Source organism: Salipiger sp. (assembly GCF_059781815.1).
In genome coordinates this window covers 1-16753 of record NZ_JBYNAH010000011.1, presented here as the reverse complement: position 1 = coordinate 16753, position 16753 = coordinate 1, and the positions used below count along the sequence as shown (strand labels likewise).

Genomic DNA, 16753 nt, shown 5'->3' with positions numbered 1-16753 from the left:
TAGAGCAGTCAGCTAGCGCTTGGGGCGCGGCCCGTTCCCCGGCGCTACAATAAAATGAGGTGGCGCATGGCACTGTCCGAAGAGTTTCTGAGCGACGAGATTCACCCGATCGACATCGTCGAGACGCTGGCCGAACACCACGACTGGGATTTCGACCGCGTCGGCGAGGACCAGATCGCGATGGCCGTCGAGGGCCAGTGGCGCACCTACTCGATCACCCTCGCCTGGTCCCCCTATGACGAGACCCTGCGCCTGATCTGCAGCTTCGAGATGGAGCCGCCGGAAGAGACCCTGCCGGAGCTTTTCTGCGCGCTCAACACCGTCAACGATCAGTGCTGGGCGGGTTCGTTCAGCTTCTGGGCCGAGCCCAAGCTGATGGTCTATCGCTACGGCCTCGTGCTGGCCGGCGGTCAGAGCGCCTGCCCTGAGCAGATCGACACGATGATTTCGGCCGCGGTGCTGGCCTCCGAGCGCTACTACCCGGCGTTCCAGCTGGTGGCATGGGCCAACAAGCCCGCCTCCGAGGCGGTGCAGATTGCCATCGCCGAGGCCTACGGCCGGGCCTGAGGCGCGGAAGATTTTTCGAAGAAAAAAATCTTGGGCCGCGCGGAAGGCGACGTGAAGTCAGAGCTTGCCGGGTCGCCTGTTTGACGCGATCCTTCCTCCCGAGGGCAACTTTGGGAGGAGAGACATGAGATACCTCGTACTGGCCATGGCGCTTGCCATGGCCGCTGCCGTTCCGGCGCAAGCCCAGCAGGATCAGCCCGCGGCGAGCGAGAGCCGGTGCAGCGCGCTGCGCGACACGGTGATCGACGCCGCCTTCGTCACCTCGGCTCGGGTGATGCCCGCCGCCGACACGCTGCCGGCCTATTGTGAAATCCGGGCCACCGCGCGCCCGGCGATCTCGATCGAGGTGCGGCTGCCGATGGAGGGCTGGAACGGCAAGTATTACCAGTCGGGCTGCGGCGGGCTCTGCGGCATTCTCGGCCGCGCCGATGCCGGCGGCGGCTGGGTCAATGCGATGAAGCCCGGGCTCGAGCGCGGCTACGCCACGGCGACCTCCGACAGCGGCCATCACGGGCTTTCGGTCACCGATGGCAGCTGGGCGATGAACAACCCCAATGCCGAGCGCGACTGGGGCTGGCGCTCGATCGGCGAGACCCATCGCGTGGCCCAGGCGCTGATTGGCGCGTTCTATGAAGGAGCGTCTGAGCAGGCGATCTTCAAGGGCTGTTCCACCGGCGGGCGCATGGCGCATGTGGCGGCGCAGCGCTTCCCCGAGATGTTCGACGGCATTATCTCCGGTGCCCCGGCGATGGATTATACCGGGCTGGTGGCCACCAAGATGGCGTGGCTGACGCAGGCAAACACCGCCGAGGACGGAAGCCAGATCCTCGGCCCGGGCGAGGCCACGCTGATCGGCGAGGCGGTGATGTCGCAATGCGACGGGGTGGACGGCAGCGAGGACGGTCTGATCGCCGATCCCCGCGCCTGCGAGATCGATCTCTCTGCGCTGGCCTGCGAGGCAGAAGACACGCCGTCCTGCCTGAGCGAGGAGGAAAGCGCCACGCTCGCCAAGTGGCGGCAGGGGCCGCAGAGTGCGGACGGCACGCAGCTCTACCCGGGCGGGATCCCTGAGGGGTCCGAGCCGTTCTGGTGGCTCTGGCTCACCGGCAACGACAAGGGCGCGGGCCGGCTGGTGCCGGCCTTCAACACCGATTTCGGCCGCTACATGGCGTTTCCCACCGATCCCGGCCCGGACTGGACGCCGGCGGATTTCGACTTCGACACGGACCCCGCGCGCCTCGCGGCGATGGCCGAGGTCTATAACGGCGACAGCCCGGATCTCTCGGCCTTTCGCGCGGCGGGGGGCAAGATGATCGTCTGGCACGGCTGGGCGGATGCCATCGTCACGCCCTACAAGACGGTGGACTGGTACGAGAAGGCGGCCAGCCTCGCCGGCTCCGAGGAGGCGCTGAAGGAGAACGTGGCGCTGTTCATGGTGCCGGGTCTCGACCATTGCGGCATCCTGCCCGGGCCCGGCGGGATCAACGCGTCGGCGCTCGACCCGATGACACCGCTGGAGATATGGCTGAACGAAGGCGCTCCGCCCAGCTCGATCATGGTGCAATGACCCCGGCGGCGCCGATCGGCAACGTCCGGCGCCGCTCCTCCGCCCTTGCGGGCGTCTTCGCCGTCGCCGTGGCAGCGTCAGGCCCATGCCCGTGAGCCCGCTACAGGCACCTCCCGGCCTGCCTCCGGGGGGAGTATTTTCGACGAAGAGAAAAGCGGGGCGCAGGTCCCCTGGCTTCTTTGGTTCAAAAATACCTCGGGGGTGAATTGGCCGCAGGCCAAGAGGGGGCAGCGCCCCCTCACGCCCTCGTTGCCAGGCGATCTGTCCGCACATCGCACCTGCGTCGAGGTTCCGCCTGCTTGCAACCGGCAGCGGCTCGCGACAGATTGGCGCCGAGAACGGGAGAGCGACGAAGATGGAAAACGGTGAAATCGCGCGCCGCGGGCTGGTCCTGCTGGGTTGCGGCAAAATGGGCTCGGCGATGCTCGAGGGCTGGCTGAAGCGCGGGCTGCCCGCGGCCTCGGTTTGGGTCATGGACCCGCGGCCATCGGAGTGGCTCGAGGCGCAGGGCGTGAACCTCAACGCCGGGCTCCCTGCCGATCCGGCCATCGTGCTGGTGGCGGTGAAGCCGCAGATCATGGCCGAGGCGCTGCCGGTGCTGCAGCCGCTGGGCAACGGCACCACGCTGTTCCTGTCCGTCGCTGCCGGTGTCACGATTGCCAGCTACGAGGCTGCGCTCGGCGTTGAGACCCCGATCATCCGCGCCATGCCCAACACGCCCGCCGCGGTGGGGCAGGGGATCACCGCGATCATCGGCAACGCGCATGCCTCAGAAGGGCAGCTGGCGCAGGCCGAGGAGCTGCTCTCGGCGGTGGGCGATGTGGTGCGGCTCGAAGGCGAGGTGCAGATGGACGCGGTCACCGGGGTCAGCGGCTCCGGGCCGGCCTACGTGTTTCACATGATCGAATGTCTCGCCGCCGCCGGCGAGGCGCAGGGGTTGGCCCCCGAGCTTGCCATGCAGCTCGCCAAGGCCACCGTCGCCGGGGCCGGCGCGCTGGCCATGCAGGCCGAAGAGGATCCCGCCCAGCTGCGCCGCAACGTGACCTCTCCCAACGGCACCACGCAGGCCGGGCTCGAGGTGTTGATGGACGCGCAGGCCGGCCTGCCGCCGCTGGTGAAGGCCACCGTGGCCGCCGCAGCGGATCGCTCGCGGGAGCTGGCCAATGGCTGAGATCAGCTACGACGATTTCCTCGAGGTCGACATCCGCGTCGGCAAGGTGATGCGGGCCGAACCCTTCCCCGAAGCGCGCAAGCCGGCAATCAAGCTCTGGATCGATTTCGGCCCCGAGATCGGCGAGAAGAAGAGCTCGGCGCAGATCACCGAGCATTACACCCCCGAGGCGCTGGTCGGACGCCAGGTGATGGCGGTGGTGAACTTCCCGCCGCGCCAGATCGGACCGTTCATGTCGCAATGTCTGACGCTGGGCTTCATGGACAAGGCCGGCGCGGTGGTGCTGGCCGGTCCCGACAGGGAGGTGCCCCTCGGGGCACGGCTGCATTGAACAAGGTTCTGATCGGTCGCAACCTGCCCGAGAGCGTGGTCGCCGAGGCCCGCGCCCTTTTTGATGTCACCTATCGCGACAGCCCTTACCCGCTAAGCCGCGACGAGATGCGCGACGCTCTGACGAGCTATGACGGCGTTCTGGTGACGCTGGGCGACGGCTTCTCGGGAGAGGTCTTTGAACAGGCGGGCGCGCCGCGGGCGAAGATCCTCGCCAATTTCGGCGTGGGCTTCAACCATATCGACGTGGCCGCCGCCAAGGCGGCCGGGATCACCGTGACCAACACACCCGGCGCCGTCACCGACGCCACCGCCGACATCGCCATGACCCTGATGCTGATGACCTGCCGCCGCGCCGCCGAGGGCGAGCGGCTGGTGCGGTCGGGCCAGTGGGAAGGCTGGCACCCGGTGCAGATGCTGGGGCTGCACATGAGCGGCAAGCGCGTCGGCATCCTCGGCATGGGCCGCATCGGCCAGGCCATCGCGCGACGCTGCCATTTCGGCTTTGGCATGTCGGTGGCCTATGCCTCGCGCTCCGAGAAGAGCCTCGACTTCCCGGCTGAGCGCTACGGCTCGCCCGAGGCGCTGGCGGCCGAGGTCGACGTGCTGGTCGTCTCTGTCCCGGCGAGGCCGGAGACCCACCACATGGTCGATGCCGGCGTTCTGGCGGCGATGAAGCCCACGGCGCATCTGGTCAACATCGCCCGCGGCGACATCGTCGACGAGGCGGCGCTGATCGCGGCGCTGGAGGCGCGGCAGATCGGCGGGGCCGGGCTCGATGTCTACGAGTTCGAACCGAAGGTGCCCGAGGCTCTGAGGGCGCTCGACAACGTGGTGCTGCTGCCTCACCTGGGAACATCGACACTGGAAGTGCGCGAGGACATGGGTCGGATGGCGGTGGAGAACCTGCGGGCCTTCTTCGCCGGCGAGGAGATTCCGAACCGGGTCGGGGGCTGATCGGTCCGGCGTTGCGTCGGCGGCAGGGACGGCGACCGGGGGATGAGCGCTTCGCGGGGCGATTCGTCCGGCCGGGTACGTCTGGCCCGCGCCCGTGCGCGTCACCCGGCGCTGGCGTGACGGCGGTGCCTTGAGCGTCGCCGCGCCCCAGGGGGGCCGGCGTCACCGGCTCAGACCCACTCCACGTCTCCCAGGAAGATGTAGCCCGCGCCGTAGATCGTCTTGATCAGCCGCGGGTTCTTCGGATCCTCCCGCAGCTTGGTGCGCAGCCGAGAGATCCGCACGTCCATCGCCCGGTCAAAGCTCTCGCCCGCCGCGCCGCCGAGGCTCTCCTGCATCTGCGCCCGGGTGATCAGCCGCTTGGGGCTGTCGAGGAACAGCCGCAGCACCTCGCCCTCGGCATGGGAGAACGGCGTCTCGCCACCGGCATCGTCCTCCAGCGCGTAGCGGTCGAAATGCGCCGTCCAGCCGTTGAACCGCGCGCTGTCGCTCTGGCGCGGGGCGGCGCGCGGGCCGCGCAGCCGGGCGCGGATGCGCGCCACCACCTCGGCCGGATCGAAGGGCTTGATGATGTAGTCGTCGGCCCCGAGCTCGAGCCCGGTCACCCGGTCCTGCACCTGCGCACGGCCCGAGATGATGATCACCGTCGCCCCCTGTTCCAGCGCCAGCCGGTGCACCAGCGTCAGCCCGTCGCGATCCGGCAGGCCGAGATCGACGAGGCAGACATCCGGCGTCGCCCGCTTCAGCGCCGCCTCGAACTCGGTGGCGCGGGCAAAGCTGAGGGTGCGGAACCCGGCCTCGGTCAGCGCCTCCGACAGGATGGTGCGGATCGCCGGCTCGTCGTCGAGGATGAAGACCAGAGGCGCGCTCATGCGGCATCCCTCCGGTGGCCGAGAAAGGCGCGCAGCTCGTCTGCCGAGAAAGGCTTGGCCAGGACCGGCGCCGCCTTGCGCGCCTCAACGTGCAGCGGGTGGTCGGGCGGCAGCGAGGTCATCAGCCGCACAGGCAGCTCCGGCAGCAGCGCGGGCAAGGCGCTGCCCGGCAGCGCTCCCTCGAGCGAGATGTCCGACAGCACGAGGTCGATCTCCAGCCCCTCGGCCAGCGCGCAGGCCTCCTCCACCGAGCTCGCCTCGACCACGCTGTGGCCGATCCCGGTCAGCATCTCGCGCACCTGCGCACGCAGCTCGGGGCTGTCCTCGACCAGCAGCGCCAGCCCGGCCGTGGGCTGGGTCTCGGGCCGGCGCAGCGGCAGGCGCAGGGTCACGCAGGCGCCGCGCGCGCCGTTGCCGAGCTTCACCTCGCCGCCCGCCAGTTTGACCATGTCATAGACCATCGCAAGCCCCAGCCCCGAGCCCTCGCCACCCTTGGTGGTGAAGAACGGGTCGAGCCCATGCGCCAGCGCCTCGGGGCTGAAGCCCGGGCCGCTGTCGGCCACCGCAAGCTCGAGCCAGGTGTCCTGCACGGTGCGCGCGGTGACGAGGATCTCGCCCGCCCCGCCGCAGGCGTCGGCGGCGTTCAGCACCAGGTTCAGCGCCGCGTCCTGCAGCATCCCCGGATCGATCAGGAAGGCCCCTTCGGCCTGACGCTCGATGCGAAGCGAAAGCGCCTCGGGCAGGGACGGCCGCGCCAGCGTCTCGAGATCGCGCAGGAAACGCGCCAGCGCCACCGGCTCGGGCCGCCAGGCGCGGTGGCTGGTGATGTCGGCGATGCGGTTGAGCAGGTCGCCGCCGCGCCGCGCCGCCTGCAGGGTGGCGGTGATGAGCTCTTCGGCCTCGTCGCCCTCGACCAGGCGCGCAAGCTTGGCCTGCATGCCGAGGATGATGGTCAGCAGGTTGGAGAAATCATGCGCCAGCCCCGAGGTCAGCTGCGCCGCCAGCTCGCGCCGCTTGGTCTGCTGCAGCGCTGCCCGCGCCTGGGTCTCTTCGGTGACGTCGTGGCTCAGGATATATACGCCGGCCTCACTGGGATCGGGGGTGAAGACCGCCCGGATGCGCCGCGACGAGCCCTCGTCGGTGAACTCGAAGATGCTCTGCGCCCCGCCGAGCGCGCGCTCGAGATGCGGCCGCACCTTCTCGTAGGCCGGCCCCAGCGCCTCCGACACGTGCAGACCTAGGATCTCCGAGGGCCGCCCCGGCATCACCGAGGACAGCCGCCGGTTGGAGAAGGTGTAGCGCCCGGCAGCATCGACCCGCGCCAGGTGCGCCGGCATCATCTCGGTGGTAAGCCGGGTGCGGGCCTCGATCTCGGTGAGCTCGCGCCGCGCCTCCTGTAGGGCGGCGTTGGTGGCCTCGAGCTCGCGGTTGCTGGCCGAGACCTCCTCCGAGCGCCGCAGCACCTCCTCCGAGAGCAGCTCCGAGCGGGTGCGCAGGAGCTGCTCCTGCCGCTTCATGCCGGTGATGTCGGTATAGACCGTCACCCAGCCGCCCTGCGGCAGAGGCGAGCCCTCGACCGAGATGGTGCGCCCGTTGGCGCGGGTGCGCTCCATGTAATGCGGCTCGAAGGCGCGGGCCTGCTGCACCCGCAGCGCGATGAAGCCCTCGACATCCTCCACCTGACCGTACTCGCCGCGCTCGACGAGATGCCGGATGGTGTCCTCGAACCGCGCGCCTTCGTCGGTGAGCCGCTTCGGCAGGTCGAACATTTCGGCGAAGCGGCGGTTGCACACCGCCAGCCGCAACTCGCTGTCATAGATCGACAGCGCCTGCTGGATCAGGTTCAGCCCCGCCTGTGTCAGTGCATCCTTGCTCATGACGCCTCCCGCCTCCCGCGCTCATGGCTAGCACTCCCCGCGCCCTCGCAAAAGCCGAACCGACGCAACGTCCCCCGCATGCGCCCCTTTGTCTTCTCTGGTTCAAAAATACCTCGGGGGTGAATGCGGCTCTGCCGCAGAGGGGGCAGCGCCCCCTGCGACCCCGTCCCCAGGTGCAACGCCGGGCCGACCGCGCCAAGCCGATGTCACGCCCCTCTTCCCCACCTGTTACAATTCGTAAGATTCCGGAAATCATCACGAAAAGATTGACCATCAGCCTCGCCCTGACCCTTAATGAGGCCGGACGCGCGGGAGACGCGTCGGACTTCGCAAAGACGGGGTCACCGCCCGGAAGAGGAGCCGGGCGCATTGGGAGGAGACAACTTGGCTTACATGTCCGAGGGCGCGGAAGGTCTGCGCTCGATTCCGGCTCTGTTGCAGCGCAACGCCACCCGTTTCGCGGGCCGCCCGGCCTATCGCGAGAAGGAGTTCGGCATCTGGCAGACCTGGAGCTGGTCCGAGGCCGAGGCCGAGATCGAGGCCTTCGCACTTGGCCTGCTCAATCTCGGCGTCGAGCGCGGCGACCATGTCGCGGTGATCGGCCGCAACCGTCCGACGCTCTACTGGTCGATGGTCGCAGCGCAGATGTGCGGCGCGGTGCCGGTGCCGCTTTACCAGGACGCGGCGGCGGAAGAGATGGAATACGCGCTCCAGCATTGCGGCGCCCGCTTCGTCATCGCCGCCGACCAGGAGCAGGTCGACAAGGTCATCGACATCCAGGACGACCTGCACCAGTTCGAGCACATGATCTATGTCGATCCGCGCGGCATGCGGAAATACGATCACCGCCGGCTGCACGAATATTCGCACATCCAGAACCAGGGCCGGGCCGCCTATGACGAGTTCATCGGCGAGCTGACCGCGCGCCGCGAGTCCTTGGGCTACGACGACACCTGCGTGATGCTCTACACCTCCGGCACCACCGGCAAGCCCAAGGGCGTGGTGCTGTCGAACCGCAACATCATCGAGACCGCCAAGAACTCCGCCGAGTTCGACAAGCTGGGGCCGGGCGAGGAGGTGCTTGCCTACCTGCCGATGGCTTGGGTCGGCGATTTCATCTTCTCGATCGGGCAGGCCTACTGGACCGGCTTCTGCGTCAACTGCCCCGAGAGCGCCGAGACCATGATGACGGACCTGCGCGAGATCGCGCCGTCCTACTATTTCGCGCCGCCGCGGGTGTTCGAGACCCAGCTCACCCAGATCATGATCCGCATGGAAGACGCGGGCGCGATGAAGCGGAAGATGTTCCACCACTTCATGGCCCATGCCCGCGAGGTCGGGCCGAAGATCCTCGACGGCAAGCCGGTCGGAATGCTGGACCGGCTGAAATACGCGCTGGGCTCGGCGATGGTCTACGGGCCGCTGAAAAACGCGCTGGGCTTTTCCAACGTGCGCGTGGGCTACACCGCCGGCGAGGCGATCGGGCCGGAGATCTTCGATTTCTACCGGGCGCTCGGCATCAACCTCAAGCAGCTCTACGGCCAGACCGAGGCCTCGGTCTTCATCACCCAGCAGCCCGACAACGAGGTGCGGCCCGACACCGTGGGCGTGCCCTCGCCCGGGGTCGAGATCCGCATCGCCGAGAATGGCGAGGTGTTCTACCGCTCGCCCGGCGTGTTCGTGGAATACTACAAGAACGCCGAGAGCACCGCCGACACCAAGGATCCCGAGGGCTGGGTCGCCACCGGCGACGCGGGCTTCTTCGAGGAAGGCACCGGCCACCTGCGCATCATCGACCGCGCCAAGGACGTGGGCAAGATGGCCGACGGCGCGCTCTTCGCGCCCAAGTATGTCGAGAACAAGCTCAAGTTCTTCCCCAACATCCTCGAGGCGGTGGTCTTCGGGGCGGGCAGGGACCGCTGCACCGCCTTCATCAACATCGACCTGACCGCGGTCGGCAACTGGGCCGAGCGCAACAACATCGCCTATGCCTCCTACCAGGAGCTGGCCGGGCACCCCCAGGTGCTCGAGACGATCCGGGGCCATGTCGAGGAGGTCAATGCCAGCGTCGCCGAGGACGAGATGCTGTCGGGCTGCCAGATCCACCGCTTCCTGGTGCTGCACAAGGAGCTCGACGCCGACGATGGCGAGCTGACCCGCACCCGCAAGGTGCGGCGCAAGATCATCGCCGAGAAGTTCCACGACCTGGTGACGGCGCTCTACGACGGCTCGGACAGCATCTACACCGAGACGGAAGTGACCTACGAGGACGGGCGCAAGGGCAAGATCAAGGCCACGCTCGCCATCATGGACGCGAAGACGGTGCCGGCGGCGCCGCGCGCGATGGCGGCGGAATGACCGGGACGGCTGGACGGCGCTCTTGCTGCGCAAATCGCCCCGCCCGCCATCCCACCGGGCGCCGGAGCCCCGGGGAGGGCCGGGCATGATGGACGGGACCGAACAGACACACTGGACGAATGACGAAAGGCAGGCGGCCGTGAAGGACAGCGAAGGCTACGTGACCGCGGACGGGCGGCAGATCGGCGGGGTGCTGATGGAGCTTCGCAACATCACCCTGCGCTTCGGCGGCGTGGTGGCGATCAAGGACATCTCCTTCGACATCCGCGAGGGCGAGATCCGGGCCATCATCGGCCCCAACGGCGCCGGCAAGTCGTCGATGCTCAACATCATCTCGGGCTTCTACACGCCTTCCGAAGGCGAGCTCTGGTACAAGGGCTCGAAGCGCCCGCCGATGAAGCCCTACGAGGTGGCGCGCATGGGCGTGGCCCGCACCTTCCAGAACATCGCGCTCTTCGAGGGTATGTCGGTGCTCGACAACGTGATGACCGGGCGGCTCACCCACATGAAGGCCGGCATCGCGAGCCAGGCGCTGTGGTGGGGCAAGGCCCGCGACGAGGAGATCGCCAACCGCGAGGTGGTCGAGAAGGTGATCGACTTTCTCGAGATCCAGTCGATCCGCAAGACGCCGGTCGGGCGCTTGCCCTACGGCCTGAAGAAGCGCGTGGAACTCGCGCGTGCGCTTGCCGCGGAACCGAGCATTCTGCTTCTGGATGAACCGATGGCGGGCATGAACGTCGAGGAGAAGGAGGACATGTCCCGCTTCATCCTTGACGTGAATGACGAGTTCGGGACGACCATCTGCCTGATCGAACACGATATGGGGGTTGTCATGGACCTGTCGGACCGCGTTGTGGTGATGGATTACGGCAAGAAGATCGGCGATGGCCCGCCCGACGAGGTGCGCCAGAACCAGGACGTCATCGATGCCTATCTCGGGGTGGCGCATTGATGGCGCGGGCTCTGGCGATCGGGCTGGCGTCGGCGGGGGGAGCGGCTGCGGCAGAGATGCCCTGGCTCGACCTCACCCAGCGCTGCCTCGCCTCGATGGAGGCGGGCGTGCCCGACACGCTGCGCGGGCTCGGACCGGTCGAGATGAAGACCGGGAGCAACAAGATGAGCTTCAAGATGGCGCTCGAGGAGGTCGGGCCCCGCGCCTCGGTGAGATTCGAGGGCATCGACTTCGGCGAGGATCTGGGCGTCGGCTATACCTGCTCGCTGGGCTGGCGGGATGCCGAGCCGGAGCGCTTCGAGACCGCGCTGGCCGAGATCTCGGACTGGGCCCATGCCGAGGGGTTCCGCGATCAGGACGCGCCGAATTTCAGGCTGCGGATGCTGCGCTGCGACGAGACGCAGGCCCGCTACATCACCGCCGTCGCCTACCGGGTGAACCTCGAAAGCTACCCTTCGGATCAACAGGAATGTGAGCAGTTCTGACCCATGCTGAACGATATCTTCATAAAGCCCTTCGTCGACATGTTCACGGCGCCCGATTTCCTGCTGCAGGTGCTGTGGGAAGGTCTGGTCTCGGGCATCCTCTACGCGCTGATCGCGCTCGGCTTCGTGCTGATCTTCCGCTCGAGTCGGATCTTCAACTTCGCGCAGGGCATCATGGTGGTGTTCGCCGCGCTGACCCTTGTCGGGCTGCACGCGATGGGCGTGCCGGCGTGGATCTGCGTGCTGCTGACGCTGGCGGTGATGTTCGGCCTTGCCGTCACCATCGAGCGGGTGGTGCTGCGCCCGCTGGTGGGCCAGCCCGACATCATCCTGTTCATGGCGACCATCGGCATCACCCTGTTCCTGATCGGCCTCGGAGAGATCATCTTTGGCGGCGAGAACAAGGTGATGATCACCGAGGAGCTGGGCATCCCCACGGACAGCGTGGTGCTCGAGCCCTGGGGCGGTCTGCTGATCCTCGAGCAGAAGGACATCACCGCGGTCATCGTGGCAGCACTGCTGGTGGTGGCGCTCCTGGCCTTCCTCAACAAGACCCGCATGGGCCGGGCGATCCGGGCGCTGGGCGACGATCACCAGGCGGCGCTGTCGGTGGGCATCTCGCTGCAGCAGATCTGGGTGCTCGTGTGGTTCATCGCAGGCATCATCGCGCTGGTCACCGGCATCGCCTGGGGTGCGCGGGCAGGCGTCAGCTTTGCCCTCGAGGTGATCGCCTACAAGGCCCTGCCGGTGCTGATGCTGGGTGGACTCGAATCGATCACCGGGGCCATCGTGGGTGGCCTGATGATCGGGATGCTCGAGAAGCTGTTCGAGATCTACTGGGGCCAGCCGCTGCTCGGGGGCAATACCGAGACCTGGTTCGCCTTCGTGCTCGCGCTGATCGTGCTGCTGTTCCGCCCGCAGGGGCTGTTCGGGGAACGCATCATCGAAAGGGTCTAGCGCCGGTCCGCGCCTCTGGTGCGGCAGAGCCTCCGGGGGAGGGTCTGATGCGCCAGAGGGCGGAGCCCCGGCAAGCCTTCGGGCAACGGACAGGTGAGAGGGGCGCGATGCGCGACCGGATCACCGAAAAAGGGTGGAGCCCCTTTCAAGGCTCCGAGGAGAAAGGTGGGTGGCGCCGGAAAGGAGAGCCGGCGGCACCGCTGAAAGGGAGAAGACGAGATGGCGAAGCTGATCGCGATCCTCAACGTCACAGCCTGGGCCGGGTTCTGGGCCTTCGGGTACCTCGCGCTCACCGCCGACAGCGGTGCCGGCGGGCAGATGGTCACCGCGGTGATCCTGGCGGCCATCGGCGGCGGGCTCGGGCTCTGGGCGTGGTTCTGGCTGGTGCGGCACACCGAGGTGACGGGCTATGCCCCGGCGCCCAAGCGGGCCTACCCGGACGAGGATCTGCGGCTGCACGAAGGCAGTCTCTGACACCGCGACACGCGGCTCTGGAAACGACGGATTTTGCGGCGGATCTTCCGACCGCACGGGGCCCCTGCGGCCTGACAACAAGGGAGAGGACCCGGGATGCTCTATCGCACGGCCGGACAATTCAAGACCAGCTACCAGGCCGATCAGGCGCTGTTTCCGGTGCGGCAGGACGCGTTTCTGCTCGCCGTCATCCTCGCCTTCGCCTGGGTGATCTTCCCGCTGATGGCGAGCGAGTTCGCCTACCAGACGCTGCTGATCCCGATCCTGATCTATTCGCTCGCTGCCCTCGGCCTCAACATCCTCACCGGCTACGCGGGTCAGCTCTCGCTTGGCACCGCGGCCTTCATGGGGGTAGGCGCCTATGCCTGCTACAAGCTGGTGACGCTGATGCCGTGGCTGAACCCGGTGGTGGCGATCCTGTTCTCGGGCGTGTTCAGCGCCGGGGTGGGCGTGGCCTTCGGCATTCCCAGCCTGCGTATCAAGGGCTTCTACCTCGCCATCGCGACGCTGGCGGCACAGTTCTTCCTTGTCTGGCTCTTCGAGAAATGGGGCTGGCTCTACAACTACAACGCCTCGGGCGCGATCCAGGTGCCCAACCTCGAGATGTTCGGCGTCTACGTTGCGGGCCCGCAGGCCTCGTCGGTGACGCAGTATTACGTGGTGCTCGCCATCGTCACGCTGATGACCCTGCTCTGCATCAACCTCACCCGCGGCAACCTGGGCCGGACGTGGAAGGCAACGCGCGACATGGACATCGCCGCCGAGCTCATCGGCATCAACCTGATGCGCTCCAAGCTCACCGCCTTTGCCGTGTCGTCCTACGTGGTGGGTGTCTCCGGGGCGCTCTTCGTCTTCATGTGGCGCGGCGCGGCAGAGCCCAACCTCTTCGATATCCCGCTGAGCTTCCGCATCCTGTTCATCGCCATCATCGGCGGGCTCGGCTCTGTGCTCGGCAACTACCTTGGCGCGATCCTGATCGTGGGTCTGCCGGTGGTGCTCAACACGCTGCCCGAGGCGCTGGGCATCCCGATCAGCTCGGCCACCGTCGAGCACCTGAACATCATGATCGTGGGCTCGCTCATCATCTTCTTCCTGATCATCGAACCGCATGGCCTTGCACGGCTCTGGGCGCTGATCCGGGAGAAGCTCATCATCTGGCCCTTCCCGCACTGACGGGCGGGCCGGCGCAAGATCATCGAATAAAAGGGAGGAGACTTTGACGATGAAGACTTTCACGAGGATCGCAGCGGCCGCGGCACTGGGCGCGCTCATGGGCACCAGCGCGCTGGCCGAGGGGCTCTACACCCCGAACCTCGCCTACCGGACCGGCCCCTTCGCGGCCACCGGCATTCCGCTGATGAACGGTCAGGCCGATTACATGAACATGCTCAATGCCCGCGACGGCGGCATCGGCGGCGTCATGGTCGACTTCGACGAATGCGAGACCGGCTATTCCACCGAGAAGGGCGTGGAGTGCTACGAGAAGACCAAGGGCAAGGCCATCGTGACCCAGCCGTGGTCGACCGGCATCACCCTGCAGGTGCTGCCCAAGTCCAACGTCGACGAGATCCCGATCCTCGCCCCGGGCTACGGCTTCTCGCCGATGGCCGACGGCAAGGTGTTCCAGTGGGCCTTCAATACGCCCCTGAGCTACTGGGACGGCGCCTCGATCATCCTCAAGTTCCTGCAGGATCAGGGCGACCTGAGCGGCAAGAAGATTGCCTTCCTGCATCTCGACCACCCGTTCGGCAAGGAGCCGCTGCCCTATCTCGAGCAGAAGGCCGAGGCGCAGGGCTTCGAGCTGCTGCCGATCCCGGTCGGTCTCAAGGAGATGCAGAACCAGTCGGCGCAGTGGCTGCAGATCCGCCGCGAACGCCCCGATTACGTCATCATGTGGGGCTGGGGCGCGATGAACGCCGGCGCCATCACCGAGGCCGTGAAGACCAAGTTCCCGATGGAAAACATGCTCGGCGTCTGGTGGTCCGGTCATGATGCCGACCTCAAGATCGTCGGCGATGCCGGCAAGGGCTACAAGTCGGTCAGCTGGTCGTTCCCGAACCCGGACGCGCCGGTCATGGCCGACGTGAAGCAGCACGTGGTCGATGCCGGAAAGAGCCAGTCCAACGAGGAAGAGATGCAGGGCGTCTTCTACTCGCGCGGCCTGGTGATCTCGGCGATCCTCGCCGAGGGCATCGCGGTGGCGCAGGAGCATACCGGCAAGGCCGAGATCTCGCCCGCCGACCTGCGCTGGGGCCTCGAGAACCTCAACTTCACCGAGGAGCGGCTCGAAGAGCTCGGCATGACCGGCATGGTGCCGCCGTTCTCGACCTCCTGCTCGAACCACACCGGCCACTCCGGCGGCTGGATCCTCGAGTGGGACGGCGCGAAGTTCGTCAAGGCGTCCGACCTGATCATGCCCGACAGCGAGGCGATCTCGGAGCTCGAGATGGCCAAGGCCAAGGAATACGCCGAGGCCAACGCGCCCTGGCCGGTCAACGAAGACTGCGAGATGTGATCCGCACCCGTCCGGCGGCGGCCTTCCGTTGCCGCCGGACACACCGAACCTGACCCGTCTGGCGGCGGCACGCTCGCCGCCCGACACACCGACACTGGAGAGACATGACATGCTGGACGCCGGTCAGACGCGCGAGACCCTGCTCGAGGTCAACAACATCGAGGTGATCTACAACCACGTGATCCTCGTGCTGAAGGGGGTGTCGCTCTCGGTGCCCAAGGGCGGCATCACGGCGCTGCTCGGCGGCAACGGGGCGGGCAAGACCACGACGCTCAAGGCGATCTCGAACCTGCTGCATTCCGAGCGCGGCGAGGTCACCAAGGGCACGATCAGCTACCGCGGCGAGCGGGTGCAGGATCTCGATCCGGCGGCGCTGGTGAAGAAGGGCGTCATCCAGGTGATGGAAGGGCGGCACTGCTTCGAGCACCTCACCGTCGAGGAAAACCTGATGACCGGCGCCTTCACCCGCAAGGACGGCAAGGGCGCGGTCGAGGCCGACCTGCAGATGGTCTATGACTACTTCCCGCGCCTCAAGGAGCGCCGCAAGTCGCAGGCAGGCTATACCTCGGGCGGCGAGCAGCAGATGTGCGCCATTGGCCGGGCGCTGATGTCGCGCCCCGAGACCATCCTGCTCGACGAGCCGTCGATGGGGCTCGCGCCGCAGCTGGTGGAGCAGATCTTCGGCATCGTGAAGGCGGTCAACGAGGGCGAGGGCGTGTCGTTCCTGCTGGCCGAGCAGAACACCAACGTGGCGCTGCGCTTCGCCCATTACGGCTACATCCTCGAGAACGGCCGCGTGGTGATGGACGGCCCCGCCGCCGACCTGCGCGAGAACCCGGATGTGAAGGAATTCTATCTCGGCATGTCCGACGAGGGCCGCAAGTCGTTCCGCGACGTGCGCTCCTACCGCCGCCGCAAGCGGTGGCTGGCGTGACCCGCGCCCGGCGCGGCTGAGACATCACGAAGAGGGAGGGAGATGCGGTGCTTTCTGGCCCTGCCGATCCCGGAACCGCTCCTGCCGCCGCTGATCGCGGTGCAGGAGGCGGTACCGGTCGGCCGCGCGGTGCCGGAGGATAACCTGCACCTGACGCTGGCCTTCCTCGGCGACCGGCCCGAGGCCGAGCTGCGCGAGCTGCACCTGGCGCTCGGGGACCGGGCGCTGCCGGCGGTGACGCTGGCGCTGACGGGGCTGGCAACATTCGGCGGGCGGCGGATCAAGCTGCTGGCCGCCGAAGTGGTCAAGACGCCCGAGCTCGTCGCGCTGCAACGCGAGGCGCTGCGGGCGGTGGTGGCGGCGGGGATCGCGCTCCCGCGGGAGCGCTTTCGCCCTCATGTGACGCTGCTGCGCTTCGGCGCAGGGCTGCGCGAGGCGGACCGGGCGCGGTTCGAGGCGGCGCTGGCGCCGCTGGCGGGGCTGAACACGGCGCCCGAGCCGGTCGCGGAGATGCGGTTGGTGGGCTCGACACTGACGCCCGAAGGGGCGGTTTACGAGACGCTGGCGGTCTATCCGCTGGCGACAGGATCCGGGACGGGATGACAGGGAGGCTCGGATGAGCAGCTACTACGACGAACTCGAGACGCGCAGCGCGGAGGCGCGCGCCGCGGCGCTGGCCGAGGCGCTGCCGGAGCAGATCGCCCGCGCCAAGGCGCTGCCGGGCTATGCCGAGGCGC

The 16753-nt window shown here is 67.6% G+C and carries 16 protein-coding genes; 14 read left to right on the top strand and 2 right to left on the bottom strand.

Features of this window, described 5'->3' with window-relative positions:
• The first annotated feature begins 66 nt into the window (after positions 1-66).
• From AC6RA4_RS02420 to AC6RA4_RS02400, 5 genes are all read left to right on the top strand, one after another.
• Positions 67-567, top strand: a complete 501-nt coding sequence (locus AC6RA4_RS02420) for a type III secretion system chaperone family protein (protein WP_500157043.1) — start codon at positions 67-69, stop codon at positions 565-567.
• Positions 568-691: 124 nt separating this feature from the next.
• Positions 692-2134 (top strand): tannase/feruloyl esterase family alpha/beta hydrolase, encoded by a 1443-nt coding sequence (locus AC6RA4_RS02415; RefSeq protein WP_500157041.1) that lies wholly within the window; start codon positions 692-694, stop codon positions 2132-2134.
• A gap of 355 nt (positions 2135-2489) precedes the next feature.
• Positions 2490-3305 (top strand): pyrroline-5-carboxylate reductase, encoded by an 816-nt coding sequence (gene proC / locus AC6RA4_RS02410; protein WP_500157039.1) that lies wholly within the window; start codon positions 2490-2492, stop codon positions 3303-3305.
• A complete protein-coding gene (locus AC6RA4_RS02405; protein WP_500157037.1) occupies positions 3298-3636 on the top strand; it encodes a tRNA-binding protein in 339 nt (112 codons plus the stop codon). Before proC ends, AC6RA4_RS02405 begins: the two co-directional genes overlap by 8 nt.
• Positions 3633-4592 carry a 2-hydroxyacid dehydrogenase gene (locus tag AC6RA4_RS02400; protein WP_500157035.1) on the top strand — a complete coding sequence of 320 codons (960 nt, stop codon included), beginning with the start codon at positions 3633-3635 and terminating at the stop codon, positions 4590-4592. Before AC6RA4_RS02405 ends, AC6RA4_RS02400 begins: the two co-directional genes overlap by 4 nt.
• 170 nt (positions 4593-4762) lie before the next feature.
• Here the strand turns inward: AC6RA4_RS02400 and AC6RA4_RS02395 are convergent, their stop codons facing one another.
• Together AC6RA4_RS02395 and AC6RA4_RS02390 are read right to left on the bottom strand one after the other, a co-directional pair.
• Entirely contained in the window at positions 4763-5464 is a 702-nt protein-coding gene (locus tag AC6RA4_RS02395) for a response regulator (protein WP_500157034.1), read from the bottom strand.
• Positions 5461-7341 (bottom strand): PAS-domain containing protein, encoded by a 1881-nt coding sequence (locus AC6RA4_RS02390; RefSeq protein WP_500157033.1) that lies wholly within the window; start codon positions 7339-7341, stop codon positions 5461-5463. The genes AC6RA4_RS02395 and AC6RA4_RS02390 overlap by 4 nt, the downstream gene beginning before the upstream one ends.
• 393 nt (positions 7342-7734) lie before the next feature.
• Here AC6RA4_RS02390 and AC6RA4_RS02385 point away from each other — a divergent pair, with 393 nt between their 5' ends.
• From AC6RA4_RS02385 to thpR, 9 genes are all read left to right on the top strand, one after another.
• On the top strand, positions 7735-9699 hold the full coding sequence (locus AC6RA4_RS02385) for an AMP-binding protein (protein ID WP_500157093.1): 1965 nt from the start codon (positions 7735-7737) through the stop codon (positions 9697-9699).
• A gap of 88 nt (positions 9700-9787) precedes the next feature.
• Positions 9788-10651 carry an ABC transporter ATP-binding protein gene (locus AC6RA4_RS02380; protein ID WP_500157091.1) on the top strand — a complete coding sequence of 288 codons (864 nt, stop codon included), beginning with the start codon at positions 9788-9790 and terminating at the stop codon, positions 10649-10651.
• Positions 10651-11136, top strand: coding sequence for a hypothetical protein (locus AC6RA4_RS02375; RefSeq protein ID WP_500157032.1), 486 nt, complete (start codon positions 10651-10653; stop codon positions 11134-11136). The genes AC6RA4_RS02380 and AC6RA4_RS02375 overlap by 1 nt, the downstream gene beginning before the upstream one ends.
• Before the next feature lie 3 nt (positions 11137-11139).
• A complete protein-coding gene (locus AC6RA4_RS02370; protein WP_007794515.1) occupies positions 11140-12093 on the top strand; it encodes a branched-chain amino acid ABC transporter permease in 954 nt (317 codons plus the stop codon).
• 219 nt (positions 12094-12312) lie between these two features.
• Positions 12313-12567 carry a hypothetical protein gene (locus tag AC6RA4_RS02365; RefSeq protein WP_500157030.1) on the top strand — a complete coding sequence of 85 codons (255 nt, stop codon included), beginning with the start codon at positions 12313-12315 and terminating at the stop codon, positions 12565-12567.
• A gap of 96 nt (positions 12568-12663) precedes the next feature.
• A complete protein-coding gene (locus AC6RA4_RS02360; RefSeq protein ID WP_500157029.1) occupies positions 12664-13740 on the top strand; it encodes a branched-chain amino acid ABC transporter permease in 1077 nt (358 codons plus the stop codon).
• A 49-nt stretch (positions 13741-13789) separates the two neighbouring features.
• On the top strand, positions 13790-15082 hold the full coding sequence (locus AC6RA4_RS02355; RefSeq protein ID WP_500157027.1) for an ABC transporter substrate-binding protein: 1293 nt from the start codon (positions 13790-13792) through the stop codon (positions 15080-15082).
• A gap of 109 nt (positions 15083-15191) precedes the next feature.
• The gene (locus tag AC6RA4_RS02350; RefSeq protein ID WP_222602523.1) at positions 15192-16016 is read left to right on the top strand and encodes an ABC transporter ATP-binding protein; all 825 of its coding nucleotides are present in this window, start codon (positions 15192-15194) and stop codon (positions 16014-16016) included.
• Between the two features lie 42 nt (positions 16017-16058).
• Entirely contained in the window at positions 16059-16619 is a 561-nt protein-coding gene (gene thpR / locus AC6RA4_RS02345) for an RNA 2',3'-cyclic phosphodiesterase (RefSeq protein WP_500157025.1), read from the top strand.
• Positions 16620-16753 lie beyond the last annotated feature (134 nt).